The following is a 13,068-nucleotide window of genomic DNA, read 5'->3' as shown; positions in this document are numbered from 1 at the left end:
CTGCGCAGCAGCCCCATTTCCTCATTACCCCCCTTCCGACAGCCAGAACACAAAGCCCGCCCTTCCACCGCACACCTGCAGCAATGCCCGTCTACACTCGACTTCATACCACTTGAATGTGAGGCCGCTATGCCGCTGATGCCGGCCATCCTGTTGCTGCTCCTGATTTTGTGGAACACAGCGGCCGGCGCCCTGACCCTGACAGACGAGGAGAAAGCCTGGTTGGCTGCCCACCCGCAGCTGAGCCTGGGTGTAGACGCCTCTTGGCCACCGTTCGAGTTTCGCGACCAGGAGGGCCGATACCAGGGATTGGCCGCCGATTACATCGCCACGATCCAGCAACGCCTGGGTGTGACGCTCAAACCGGTCGAACCCAGCAGCTGGACCGAGGTACTGGCGCAAGCACGCGAAAGTCGCATCGACCTGCTGCCCGGCATCATGTCCACCCCCGAACGCCAAGGCTACCTGGCCTTCACCCGGCCGTACCTCGACTTCCCGATCGTCATCCTCGCCCACAAAGGCGGCGCACAGCCGCGCAACCTGGACGACCTGTACGGTCTGAAGATTGCCGTGGTCGAAAACTACGCCCCGCACGAACTGCTGCGCACCCACCACCCGGACCTCAACCTGGTGGCCCTGCCCAACGTCAGTTCCACCCTGCAGGCCCTGGCCACCGACGAAGTGGACGCGGTGGTCGGCGACCTCGCCTCAAGCATCTGGAGCCTGCGCCAGCTCAAGCTCGACGGCCTCTACGTCAGTGGCGAAACGCCCTACCGCTACCAGCTGGCCATGGCCGCCCCGCGCGACAAGAAGGTGCTGGTCGGCATTCTCGACAAAGTGATGGCCGACATGAGCAGCGGCGAAGTCAGCCAGATCCAGCAACGCTGGGTGGGCAATGTGGTCGACCAACGGATGTTCTGGTCGGACCTGCTGGTATACGGCCTGCCGGCGGTGCTGGTATTGATGGCCGTGCTGGCAGTGGTCATCCGCATCAACCGCCGGCTCAGTTCGGAAATTTCCCGGCGCATCGCCCTGGAACAGGAACTGCGCAGCAGCGAGTACCACTACCGCAGCCTGGTCGAGAGCCTGTCCGCCATCGCCTGGGAAGCCGACGCCAACGACTTCACCTACAGCTACGTCTCACCCCACGCCGAAGGCCTGCTCGGCTACCCATTGACCGACTGGCTCAAACCCGGCTTCTGGCGCAGCATCCTGCACCCGGAGGATGCCCTCTGGGCCCAGGCCTACTGCGACAGCGAAACTGCCGCCGGGCGCGACCACAGCCTCGACTACCGGGTAATCCGGGCCGATGGCCAGCCATTGTGGGTACGCAACATCGTCAGCATGATCGAGCATGGCCACCAGCCGGTGATGCGTGGCCTGATGATCGACATCAGCGAGACCAAGCGCACCGAGGACGCCCTGCGCCTGTCCGAGCAGAAGTTCGCCTCGGTGTTCCAGCAGTGCCCCGACATCCTGCTGATCGCCCGCCACAGCGACGGCTGCCTGCTGGAGGTGAACGAAGCCTTCGAAGAGCAGATCGGCCTCACCCCGGGCCAGGTAATCGGCCGCACCGCCACCGAGCTCAACCTGTGGGGCGTCGAAGGCACCGGCCCGCGGCTGCTCGAACGCCTGCACCAGGGCGGCATCCGCAACCTGGAAATGAGCTTCCGCCGCAGCAACGGCCAACTGTTCACCGGCCTGACCTCGGCCGAAACCTTCGAACTCGACGGCAACCTCGCGCTGGTGGTAGCGGTACGCGATATCAGCCAGCTCAAGGAAACCCAGGAGCAGCTGCAAATCTCGGAAGAGAAATTCGCCAAGGCCTTCCATGCCTCGCCCGATGGCCTGCTGCTGTCGCGCCAGAGCGACGGCTTGCTGCTTGAAGTGAACGAGGGCTTCTGCCGACTCACCGGCTATGACCTAAGCCCGACGCTCGACCAGACCTCGCTGGACCTGGGCATCTGGGTCGACCTCAACGAGCGCAAACGCCTGGTCGAACAGCTCAATCGCGACGGCTTCGTACGCGACTTCACGTGCCACCTGCGCCGCAGTGATGGGCAGATTCGCCTCTGCGAGCTCTCTGCACGGCCGCTGCCGATTGCTGGCGACGACTGCATGCTGACCATCGCCCGCGACATCACCGAGCGCCACCTGATGCAGGAAAAACTGCAGCTGGCCGCCACCGTGTTCGAGAACACCGCCGAAGGCGTGCTGATCACCGACATCGACCAGCGCATCAGTGCCGTCAACCGCGCCTTCAGCGAAATCACCGGCTACAGCGAGATCGAAGCCCTCGGCCAGACCCCGCGCCTGCTTGCCTCCGGCCAGCACGACAGCGCGTTCTATGTCGCCATGTGGCACCAGCTGACCGACGAAGGCCACTGGCAAGGCGAGATCTACAACAAGCGCAAGAACGGCGAGCTGTACCCCGGCTGGCTGACCATCAGCGCCGTGCGCAACAGAGAGCGCGAGATCACCCACTTCGTCGCCGTGTTTGCCGACATCTCCAGCCTCAAGCACGCCCAGGCCAAGCTCGACTACCAGGCCCACCACGACCCGCTGACCGGCCTGCCCAACCGCGCCCTGTTCGAGAACCGCCTGCAGGCCGCGCTCACCTGCTCGCAGGTGTCCAACCGCAAGGGCGCGGTGCTGTTCCTTGACCTCGACCGTTTCAAGCACATCAACGACAGCCTCGGCCACCCGGTCGGTGACCTGCTGCTCAAGGGCATTGCCCAACGCCTGAAGGAGCAGGTGCGTGATGTCGACACCGTGGCCCGCCTGGGCGGCGACGAGTTCATCATCCTGCTGCCCGGCTTGCACAAACCCAGTGACGCCAGCGCCATCGCCAACAAGCTGCTGGCCTGCTTCAACGCGCCGTTCCAGGCCGGCGAGCACGAGTTCTTCACCAGCGCCAGCATCGGCATCAGCCTTTATCCACAGGACGGCACAGACGTTGCCACACTGATTCGCAACGCCGACGCAGCCATGTACCGCTCCAAGGCCAAGGGCCGCAACCGCGTCGAAGCCTACACCCTCGACCTCACCGCCCAGGCCAGCGAACGCATCGCCCTGGAGCACGAACTGCGCCGCGCCATCGAGCGCAACGAACTGAGCCTGTGCTTCCAGCCCAAGCTCAGCCTCAAGACCCAGAGCCTGGTCGGCGCCGAAGCGCTGATCCGCTGGAGCCACCCGACCTTTGGTGAAGTGCCGCCAGAGCACTTCATCCACCTGGCGGAAGAGAACGGCACCATCCTCCAGATCGGCGACTGGGTACTGGAACAGGCCTGCCGGCAGATGCAGGCCTGGAAGATGCACTACGACCCCTTCGGCCCACTGTCGATAAACCTCGCCGGCGCCCAGTTACGCCACCCCCACCTTGCCCGGCGCATCGAACAGTTGCTGAAGCACTACCAGCTCAAGGCCGGCGACCTGCAGCTGGAAATCACCGAAAACTTCATCATGAGCCAGGCAGAGGAAGCCCTGGCCGTGCTGTACCAGCTGAAGAAGCTGGGCGTGCAGCTGGCCATCGACGACTTCGGCACAGGTTATTCATCGCTGAGCTACCTCAAGCGCCTGCCGCTGGACATCCTCAAGATCGACAAATCGTTCATCCGCGGCCTGCCCGACGACCCCCACGACGCCGCCATCGCCCGCGCGATCATCGCCCTGGGCCGCAGCATGCAGCTGACCATCATTGCCGAGGGTGTGGAAAACCAGGCCCAGCAACGCTTCCTGGCGGCTGAAGGCTGTGAACAGATCCAGGGCTACATCGTCAGCCTGCCCCTGCCCCCGGACGACTTCGCGGCGACGTTTCTTCGCATAGCACTATCGGATCTTTCAGATGGCACAGGTGCGAAACCCTCGTTATAATCCGGCCACTTACTGAGGGCCTATAGCTCAGTCGGTTAGAGCAGAGGACTCATAATCCTTTGGTCCACGGTTCGAGTCCGTGTGGGCCCACCAGAAAACTCAAAGGCCTACGTTGCAGAACGTAGGCCTTTGTCATTTCAGGGTCAGCAGTAGCCATGTTCTCCTGACTAGGGCAACTCCTCTTGCTGGGCTATCCAGCTGTGTATGTACTGAATAACCCGTGTCGCACCTTCGGCAGTTTCCACCAGCTCTATCGGCCGCTCACCACTGAGGAACTGATTGGGCTGCTCCATCCACTTGAACGCTGCCGCCCTGCCTCCGCGTATAGGAATGGCCAAATTCAGAATTTCCTGCAGCAGTTCAGGTTGCCCATACCAGGACTCCGGCTTGGTGGTTGGTTTCCTCCCTGGAATCACTCTCGGTAGCTGACAGGCCGCAAGCTCGCCTGAATTGATGTGCTCCCGCTTCCAGTGCGCAAACTTGATCAGGTCGGTATTCGCCGAGCGGTTTTGCCCCGACGTCGGTACAACCACGCCAATCCGCACATCTGTGTGAGCACGAATCATCTCAAGTGCAGGAGCGATGTCAGTGTCGTTGGTAACGATGACGGCATGGTCAATCTGCCCCGTGATCGAATCATGGTAAGCCTGGAGGGCCAGATTCACGTCGCTCTGTTTCTCCTCCACCTTCCAGGCCTGGATTTCCTGGCACTCACGCGGAGCCTTGTCCGGATCTTCAGGGTCGACGATCTTCACCTTCATTTTATTGACGGCGTAATAACCTTCGATGAGCTCTATTCGACCGTCATGCAGCTTGCGCAAAGCGGTGTGGTAGCGAGCTTGTGACGACACCGAATCGCCAGCACGGGCGACCGACTCGATGATCTTTGCCGTGAAATATTTGATCGAGGGGGATTCCAGGAGCCGCCATGCCCTGATCTGGCCATGGCTGTCCGTGACCAGTATGGAAGGCAAGATGTGCTTTTCAAAGAGAGGCAACAGGTCGAGCCACTTGTACGGTGTGCCGCGCAAGCAGCCGTAGTAGAAGTTGTAGCCGTCGATATAGATACGAGTGCGCAGAGGCTCAGAATCAAGCTTTCTCTGCATTTTTTGCACTCCAGAAACGAAAAAACCGGCTTAAGCCGGCTTTTTCCCCCTCCAACCAGATGGTCATGCCACGCCGGTCGTGAGGGTTAGTTGTTGTCGGCAGTATTGCGCAATGAGGGAGCTGATGCAAGGTGGTAGGCTGGCATCCTCGTCCTCCGAAACACAACGTTCGTGAGAGGGCCATTCTCTGCTCAGGCATGGCTATCTAGACAGCGATAAATCGTTAGATTTTGTGAGCCCCTATCCCACCCTGGACCGCACCTCGACCTGCCGCACCAATCGAGCAGTTCTGCCATTGCGCCCGATGCTTACATGCCGGCGCGGAGGCTGTAGGAGCGGGCTTGTGTCGCGAAAGGGCCGCGAAGCGGCCCCGGGATTTCGGCGCTGATGCAAATGTTGCTGGGGCTGCTGCGCAGCCCTTTCGCGACGCAAGGCCGCTCCTACAACGGGGTCGCGTCAGCATGGCCAACTGTCTACCCTTGCCCTGCTTACCGCAGGCTGGCTAGGCTAGCGGGTCAACCGTAGAGACTCGCCATGTCGGATTCCCGCTCCATCACGCTGGATGAAATCGATCGCCAGCTGATCGCCCTGCTGCAGATAAACGCCCGCGAAAGCGTCGCCACCCTCGCCCGCCAGCTGGGCATCGCCCGCACCACCGTCAACTCGCGCCTGGAGCGGCTGGAGAAGAACAAGGTCATCTCCGGCTATGGCGTACGCCTGGGCCAGCGGGTGATGGGTGGGGGGCTGCAGGCGTATGTGGGGATCAAGGTGCAGCCGCGCTCAGGCAAGGAGGTGGTGCGGCGCCTGAGTGCCATGGGCCAGGTGCAGCAGCTGTGCGCAGTGAGCGGCGAGTTCGACTATGTGGCCTGGCTGCGCACGGATTCGCCCGAGCAACTGGACCAACTGCTCGACCAGATAGGCAGTGTCGACGGGGTGGAGAAGACCACCACGTCGATCATTCTCAGCAGCAAGGTGGACCGCGGGCAGCCGCTCTGAACCTGGCTGGCGGTCAGGCCTCCTGGCCGTCGAGCAGGCCTTCCAGAATCGCCGAAAGGCTTTCGGCGGAATGCTGCATCGACCAGACGATGTCACGGCTGCGCTCGGGGGCGTGATGCTGGGCGTAGTCGGTGGCGATCTGATTGAGGCCACGGGCCAGCAGGCAGGCGTGGACCAAGGCGTCTGCAGCGTCGATGCCGGGGCGTATGGCGAATAATGGCGGGTGGCTGGATTCGCAGTTGCAGAAGGTTTTTTCTGCGGTGGGTTTCAGTTTTTCGGGTTGGTCGGGTAAGCGTTTGGTCATGGTATAGCCTCCAAATCACAAGGGTGATCGGCGGCCAATCGCATCCTTCTCACGGGAATTGGGTGGCAGCCATGCACGAGGTGAGAACCGGCGAACTTGGAGGCGCGTACCCGGCCAGGCAAAGCCTGCCCGCGCACAGCTGCCATAGCAGTGCGCCTCCAGAATGGTCCGCGGGTTCTCACGCCCGATCGCCGAATTTCGGGCGACCCAGTGAAGTTAACGATGAAGCGATTCCCGCGATGCCAGACCGAGGCGATAGGGGGCGTAGGGTAATTCTTTATTTCCCGGCATGGGTGTAGGAACTATCTGATCACACCCTGGTAAGCCCGCCGCACACCCTGTGGGAGCGGGCGTGCCCGCGAACACGGGCGCAGCCCGTGCCATACACCGCGGGGGCTTCTTCGCGGGCTCGCCCGCTCCCACAGGGGGCCGATGCTGTGCTTGAGACGGGTAGGCTTCCTGTCCGTCATAAAGCTATATTGCTTATACATTTCGACGATACAAGCTACATTCAGACAACAATCTGCACCTTAATAACGAACACCCCACTCCCTAAAATGGCCCCCAGGCATCTCCTATACTCAGGCTCCGCCCGCTGCGCAGCCTCTCTGGCAAGGTCACTTCATGAACAAGAAAAACCGCCACCCCGCCGATGGTAAAAAACCCGTCACCATCTTCGGCCCGGATTTCCCCTTCGCCTTCGACGACTGGCTGGAACACCCCGCAGGCCTGGGCAGCATCCCGGCCGAGCGCCATGGTGAGGAAGTGGCAATCGTGGGCGCCGGTATCGCCGGCCTGGTGGCGGCCTACGAGCTGATGAAGCTGGGCCTCAAGCCGGTGGTGTACGAAGCATCCAAGCTGGGTGGCCGGCTGCGCTCGCAAACCTTCAACGGCACCGACGGGATCATCGCCGAACTGGGTGGCATGCGCTTCCCGGTGTCATCCACTGCCTTCTACCACTACGTGGACAAGCTGGGCCTGGAGACCAAACCGTTCCCCAACCCGCTGACCCCGGCCTCGGGCAGCACGGTGATCGACCTGGAAGGCCAGACCTACTACGCCGAAAAACCCACCGACCTGCCCAAGCTGTTCCACGAAGTGGCCGATGCCTGGGCCGACGCGCTGGAAAGCGGTGCGCAGTTCGCTGACATCCAGCAGGCCATCCGCGACCGTGACGTACCGCGCCTGAAAGAGCTGTGGAACAAGCTGGTACCGCTGTGGGACGACCGCACCTTCTACGACTTCGTCGCCACCTCGCGCTCATTCGCCCAGCTGAGCTTCCAGCACCGCGAAGTGTTCGGCCAGGTCGGCTTCGGCACCGGCGGCTGGGACTCGGACTTCCCCAACTCGATGCTGGAAATCTTCCGCGTGGTGATGACCAACTGCGACGACCACCAGCACTTGGTAGTCGGCGGTGTGGAGCAGGTACCGCAAGGCATCTGGCGCCATGTACCGGAGCGCTGCGTGCATTGGCCGGAAGGCACCAGCCTGAGCGGGTTGCATGGCGGCGCACCGCGTACCGGGGTCAAGCGCATCGCCCGCGCTGCCGATGGCCGTCTGGCGGTCACCGACAACTGGGGCGACACCCGTCACTACAGTGCCGTGCTCGCCACCTGCCAGACCTGGCTGCTGACCACCCAGATCGACTGCGAGGAATCGCTGTTCTCGCAAAAGATGTGGATGGCCCTGGACCGCACCCGCTACATGCAGTCGTCGAAGACCTTCGTCATGGTCGACCGGCCGTTCTGGAAGGACAAGGACCCGGAAACCGGCCGCGACCTGATGAGCATGACCCTCACCGATCGCCTCACCCGTGGCACCTACCTGTTCGACAACGGTGACGACAAGCCGGGGGTGATCTGCCTGTCCTACTCGTGGATGAGCGACGCGCTGAAGATGCTGCCGCACCCGGTGGAAAAACGCGTGCAACTGGCTCTGGATGCACTGAAGAAGATCTACCCGAAGACCGACATTGCCGGGCACATCATCGGCGACCCGATCACCGTTTCCTGGGAAGCCGACCCGCACTTCCTCGGCGCCTTCAAGGGCGCGCTGCCTGGGCACTACCGCTACAACCAACGCATGTACGCGCACTTCATGCAGCAGGACATGCCTGCCGAGCAGCGCGGCATGTTCATCGCCGGTGACGATGTGTCGTGGACGCCGGCCTGGGTGGAAGGCGCGGTACAGACATCGCTGAATGCGGTGTGGGGTATCATGAATCACTTCGGTGGCCGCACCCACCCGGACAACCCCGGCCCAGGCGATGTGTTCGACGAAATCGGCCCGATCGCCCTGCCGGACTGAGACAAGGAGGCAGCATGCGCATCGCTCTGTTCCAGGGCGCACCCAAGCCACTGGACGTGCCCGGCAACCTGCAACGGTTGCGCCACCAGGCGCAACTGGCGGCCGAACGCGGCGCCAGTTTGCTGGTGTGCCCGGAGATGTTCCTGACCGGCTACAACATCGGCCTGGCCCAGGTCGAGCGCCTGGCCGAGGCCGTCGATGGCCCGGCGGCCATGGAGGTGGTGGAGATCGCCCAGGCGCACCGCATCGCCATCGTCTACGGCTACCCGGAGCTCGGTGATGATGGCGCGATCTACAACAGCGTGCAGTTGATCGATGCGCACGGCCGCAGCCTGAGCAACTATCGCAAGACCCACCTGTTCGGCGAGCTGGACCGCTCGATGTTCAGCGCAGGTTCCGATCACTTCCCGGTGGTGGAGCTGGATGGCTGGAAGGTCGGCCTGCTGATCTGCTACGACATCGAGTTCCCGGAGAATGCCCGGCGCCTGGCGCTGGACGGCGCCGAGCTGATCCTGGTGCCGACGGCGAACATGTCGCCGTACGACTTCATCTGCCAGGTGACCGTGAGGGCGCGGGCGCAGGAGAACCAGTGCTACCTGGTGTATGCCAACTATTGCGGCTCGGAAGGCGAGATCCAGTATTGCGGGCAGAGCAGCATCATCGGCCCGGATGGCAGCCTGCTGGCCATGGCCGGGCGGGACGAATGCCAGTTGCTGGCGGAGCTGGAGCATGAGCGGGTGGTGCAGGGGCGGGCGGCGTTTCCTTACCTGAGCGATCTGCGCCAGGAGTTGCATCTGCGTAAGGGCTGATGGCCCTTTCGCGGGCACGCCCGCTCCCACAGGGTCTGCGCTGCCTTTCATACCTGCGCCATTCCTGTGGGAGCGGGCGTGCCCGCGAAGAGGCCGGGCCTGCAAACAAATGGGTTAGCATGGACAGCAGTTACCGGAGCCCCCATGCCTGACGCCACCCGCCACCTCACCCTCGCCAACGGCCTACAGCTGACCCTGCGCAACGCCCCGCGCCTGAAGCGCTCGGCCGCCGCACTGCGGGTGCACGCGGGTAGCCACGACGCGCCGACCAGATGGCCCGGCCTGGCCCACTTTCTGGAGCACCTGTTCTTCCTCGGCACCTCGCGCTTCCCCCTGGACGACGGCCTGATGCGCTACGTGCAGGCTCTCGGCGGCCAGGTCAATGCCAGCACCCGCGAACGCACCACCGACTTCTTCTTCGAGGTCCCACCCAGCGCCCTGGCCGGGGGGCTGGAGCGCCTGTGCCAGATGTTGGCCGAGCCAGACCTGGGCATCGAGCGCCAACGCCGCGAACGCGAAGTAATCCATGCCGAGTTCATTGCCTGGTCGCGCAACCCTCAGGCCCAGCAGCAGTTCGCCTTGCTGCAATCGGCAGCGCCCGGCCATCCATTGGGCGCTTTTCATGCCGGTAACCGGCACACCCTGGCCTTGCAGGATCCTGCCTTCCAGCAAGCGCTCGGTGGATTTCACCAGCGCTTCTACCAAGGCGGCCAGGTCACCTTGAGCCTGTGCGGCCCACAATCGCTGGATGAACTGGAATTGCTGGGCCGGCAGCATGCCAAGCTGTTCGCAACGGGTGAACGGGTGCCACAAGCTCTGCCACCGCCTTTATCGACGACCGACACGCACCTGTTGTTCAGCCACGAAAACCTGCCGGCAGGTGCCGAGCAGGCCCTTGAGTTACTGATCGCCTGCCTCGGCGATAGCCGCCCAGGGACCTGGCTGGATGCGCTTCGCCAGCGTGGTTGGCTGCAAGGCTTCAAGGCCGAGGCGCTGTATGCCTTCGCCGGGCAGTTGCTGTGGCACATTGACCTGAAGCTGAGCGAGGACGCCTGCCCAGATGAAGCCGATGCCCTGTTGCAGGGCTGGTTCGGCTTCATCCGCCAGACCGCCCCTGAGCAATTGAGTGCCGAGTTCGAACTGCTGCAGCAAAGCCGAGAACGCAGCGCCAGTGCGCTTGAGCTGGCCCGCCGGGACAGCGCCGGCCAGCCGTTCGCCGGCCTGGACACACAAGGCTTGCAGGCCCTTCGTGCCCTGCTGGAAGGCCTGCCGGGCCGCGCACATGGGCATTGGCAACTGCCCGCCGTCGACCCCTTGCTCCTGGCAGACTTGCCTGATGCCAGGCCGCAGCCGCTGCCAGCGGCACTGAAGGTCAGCGACCAGCTGCCTGGCGCCCGTCAGTACGCGGCGCTGTACCTGCGCTGGCATGCCCCATCCCCCTTGCGCCAGCGCCTGCATGCGCTGCTCGAGCGCGCCTTGCACCCCCTGCAGGAGCGCTGCGAGCGCGTATCGGTGCAGCTGCAGTTCAGTACCGCTGGCGAATATTGGCAACTGCGCTGCGCCGGGCTGCCGGCAGCGGTATTGCGCACTGTGGAACAGGCCTTGGCACTGATGCTCAAGCCCCCGGCAGGAAGCTGGCTGCCGAGTTCGACGCAGCCTCCGGCACTGATCCCCATCCGGGCCCTGCTCAAGCAGCTGCCCGACGCCGTGCTGGGCGCCACGCCTGCACCTGCTCCGGCCTGCACCCTGGCACAGACGCATCTCGACAGCCTGTGGCAGCAAACACGCTGGCACGGCCTGGCTGCCGGCTTCGACGATGCCGCCCTGAACGCATTGGGCACCGTGCTGCAGCACTGCCCTGGCCAAGGCTCGGCGACTGGCCCTCTGCCCGCCTGGGCCAGCCACCGTTGGCAACATGCCGAAGTACCTGGCAGTGAGCATGCCCTGCTGCTGTTCTGCCCACTGCCGGCGGCCATGGAAGCCGCTGGCCGCCTGCTCGCCCAATTGCTGCAAGGGCCGGTTTACCAACGGCTGCGGGTAGAACTGCAACTCGGCTATGCGGTATTCAGTACCTTTCGTCAGGTCGAGGGGGTCGGCGGCCTGCTGTTCGGGGTCCAGTCGCCTCATGCCAGCCAGGTACAGATCCTCGACCACCTGCTCACCTTGCTGCGCCAGGGCGTCACCCTGGCCCCTGCCGCTGGTCAGGCCCTGGCCGGGCAATTCGATGAACCGGCGATGGGCAACGCCGAAGTCGCCGAATGGGCGTGGCAGACATTCCTGGCCACACAACCCGACAGGCTGGATGCGCTGCGCAGGTCTATCCTGAAAACGCGGCAGACGGATCTGGACCAGCTGCTGAGCCACTTGCTCGATAAAGGCTCCACTTGGCTATGCCTTGCCAACGCTGCCGCACCAGATGCTTCCTGGCTGGGTTCCACCCCATGATTGTTACGAAAACCGCAACGGAGTTTTCGAATAATTAACCTTTCGGTACAAATTTTTCTTGTAAGATAGCGCAATCCCAGCCATGGGAACCTCCAGCCAATGGCGGTACCCAAGTAGTAGCTGACAAACCCACCCCCTCATCCGGAAGGAGTAATTCCATGTGGACCAAACCTGCATACACTGATCTGCGCATCGGCTTCGAAGTCACCATGTACTTCGCCAACCGCTAAGCCCGGCTTACGGTTCAACGCCTCGGCCTGCCGGGGCGTTTTCGTTTTTTCGCTACGGTTTCTGCAGAGAGAGTGGCCATGTACATCCAGGTTCTCGGTTCCGCCGCCGGCGGCGGGTTCCCACAGTGGAACTGCAACTGCGTCAACTGCAAGGGCTTGCGTGACGGCACCCTGCGGGCCACGCCACGCACCCAGTCGTCCATCGCCCTGTCCGACGACGGCGTGCACTGGGTGCTGTGCAATGCCTCGCCCGACATTCGCGCCCAGCTCCAGGCCTTTGCGCCGATGCAGCCGGCCCGCGCCCTGCGCGACACCGGCATCAACGCCATCATCCTGCTGGACAGCCAGATCGACCACACCACCGGCCTGCTCAGCCTGCGCGAAGGTTGCCCGCACCAGGTGTGGTGCACCGACATGGTCCACCAGGACCTGACCACCGGCTTCCCGCTGTTCAACATGCTCAGCCACTGGAACGGCGGCCTGCACTGGAACCGCATCGAGCTGGAAGGCAGCTTCGTCATCGACGCCTGCCCCAACCTGCGCTTCACCCCGTTCCCCCTGCGCAGCGCCGCGCCGCCCTACTCGCCGCACCGCTTCGACCCGCACCCGGGCGACAACCTTGGCCTGCTGGTCGAGGACACCCGCACCGGCGGCAAGCTGTTCTACGCCCCGGGCCTGGGCCAGGTGGACGACAAGCTGCTGACGATGATGCACGACGCCGACTGCCTGCTGGTCGACGGCACCCTGTGGGAAGATGATGAAATGCAGCGCCGTGGCGTGGGCACCCGTACCGGCCGCGAGATGGGCCACCTGGCGCAGAACGGCCCAGGCGGCATGCTGGAAGTGCTGGATGGCTTCCCGCGCCAGCGCAAGGTACTTATCCACATCAACAACACCAACCCGATTCTCGACGAAGACTCGCCCGAGCGTGCCGAAGTGCTGCGCCGGGGTGTGGAAGTGGCCTTTGATGGCATGAGTATCGAGTTGTAAAAAGGTCT

The 13,068-nt window shown here is 63.4% G+C and carries 9 protein-coding genes and 1 tRNA gene; 8 read left to right on the top strand and 2 right to left on the bottom strand.

Going from position 1 to position 13,068, the window contains the following annotated elements:
• The first annotated feature begins 129 nt into the window (after positions 1-129).
• Complete coding sequence (locus C163_RS01905; protein ID WP_025337449.1) at positions 130-3,873, top strand: EAL domain-containing protein; 3,744 nt, start codon at positions 130-132, stop codon at positions 3,871-3,873.
• 16 nt (positions 3,874-3,889) lie between these two features.
• Positions 3,890-3,966 (top strand) — tRNA-Ile (locus C163_RS01900).
• Between the two features lie 74 nt (positions 3,967-4,040).
• Here C163_RS01900 and nicB read toward each other — a convergent pair.
• On the bottom strand, positions 4,041-4,979 hold the full coding sequence (gene nicB / locus C163_RS01895) for a 6-hydroxy-3-succinoylpyridine 3-monooxygenase (RefSeq protein WP_025337448.1): 939 nt from the start codon (positions 4,977-4,979) through the stop codon (positions 4,041-4,043).
• 534 nt (positions 4,980-5,513) lie between these two features.
• Between nicB and C163_RS01890 the strand changes: the two genes are divergently transcribed.
• Complete coding sequence (locus tag C163_RS01890) at positions 5,514-5,975, top strand: Lrp/AsnC family transcriptional regulator (RefSeq protein ID WP_015268712.1); 462 nt, start codon at positions 5,514-5,516, stop codon at positions 5,973-5,975.
• A 13-nt stretch (positions 5,976-5,988) separates the two neighbouring features.
• Here the strand turns inward: C163_RS01890 and C163_RS01885 are convergent, their stop codons facing one another.
• Positions 5,989-6,279 (bottom strand): hypothetical protein, encoded by a 291-nt coding sequence (locus C163_RS01885; RefSeq protein ID WP_025337447.1) that lies wholly within the window; start codon positions 6,277-6,279, stop codon positions 5,989-5,991.
• Between the two features lie 624 nt (positions 6,280-6,903).
• On the opposite strand from C163_RS01885, the gene C163_RS01880 reads away from it, so the two are divergent.
• From C163_RS01880 to pqqB, 5 genes are all read left to right on the top strand, one after another.
• Positions 6,904-8,586 (top strand): NAD(P)/FAD-dependent oxidoreductase, encoded by a 1,683-nt coding sequence (locus C163_RS01880; protein WP_025337446.1) that lies wholly within the window; start codon positions 6,904-6,906, stop codon positions 8,584-8,586.
• Between the two features lie 14 nt (positions 8,587-8,600).
• A complete protein-coding gene (locus C163_RS01875; RefSeq protein WP_025337445.1) occupies positions 8,601-9,395 on the top strand; it encodes a carbon-nitrogen hydrolase family protein in 795 nt (264 codons plus the stop codon).
• Between the two features lie 144 nt (positions 9,396-9,539).
• Entirely contained in the window at positions 9,540-11,840 is a 2,301-nt protein-coding gene (pqqF, locus tag C163_RS01870) for a pyrroloquinoline quinone biosynthesis protein PqqF (protein ID WP_025337444.1), read from the top strand.
• 158 nt (positions 11,841-11,998) lie between these two features.
• Positions 11,999-12,070, top strand: a complete 72-nt coding sequence (pqqA, locus tag C163_RS26110; protein WP_003243383.1) for a pyrroloquinoline quinone precursor peptide PqqA — start codon at positions 11,999-12,001, stop codon at positions 12,068-12,070.
• A gap of 78 nt (positions 12,071-12,148) precedes the next feature.
• Positions 12,149-13,060 (top strand): pyrroloquinoline quinone biosynthesis protein PqqB, encoded by a 912-nt coding sequence (gene pqqB, locus C163_RS01865; RefSeq protein WP_025337443.1) that lies wholly within the window; start codon positions 12,149-12,151, stop codon positions 13,058-13,060.
• Positions 13,061-13,068 lie beyond the last annotated feature (8 nt).

It is taken from the genome of Pseudomonas sp. FGI182, from assembly GCF_000511325.1.
GTDB classification, from domain to species: Bacteria; Pseudomonadota; Gammaproteobacteria; order Pseudomonadales; family Pseudomonadaceae; genus Aquipseudomonas; species Aquipseudomonas putida_Z.
This window is presented reverse-complemented; position numbering and strand designations above follow the sequence as displayed.

What these genes read in the sequence shown, in the direction of transcription:
- C163_RS01905 (WP_025337449.1), top strand. Translation starts at nt 130, where the DNA reads ATGCCGCTGATGCCGGCCATCCTGTTGCTGCTCCTGATTTTGTGGAAC.
- C163_RS01875 (WP_025337445.1), top strand. Translation starts at nt 8,601, where the DNA reads ATGCGCATCGCTCTGTTCCAGGGCGCACCCAAGCCACTGGACGTGCCC.
- C163_RS01885 (WP_025337447.1), bottom strand. Translation starts at nt 6,279, where the DNA reads ATGACCAAACGCTTACCCGACCAACCCGAAAAACTGAAACCCACCGCA.
- pqqF (WP_025337444.1), top strand. Translation starts at nt 9,540, where the DNA reads ATGCCTGACGCCACCCGCCACCTCACCCTCGCCAACGGCCTACAGCTG.
- pqqB (WP_025337443.1), top strand. Translation starts at nt 12,149, where the DNA reads ATGTACATCCAGGTTCTCGGTTCCGCCGCCGGCGGCGGGTTCCCACAG.
- C163_RS01890 (WP_015268712.1), top strand. Translation starts at nt 5,514, where the DNA reads ATGTCGGATTCCCGCTCCATCACGCTGGATGAAATCGATCGCCAGCTG.
- nicB (WP_025337448.1), bottom strand. Translation starts at nt 4,979, where the DNA reads ATGCAGAGAAAGCTTGATTCTGAGCCTCTGCGCACTCGTATCTATATC.
- C163_RS01880 (WP_025337446.1), top strand. Translation starts at nt 6,904, where the DNA reads ATGAACAAGAAAAACCGCCACCCCGCCGATGGTAAAAAACCCGTCACC.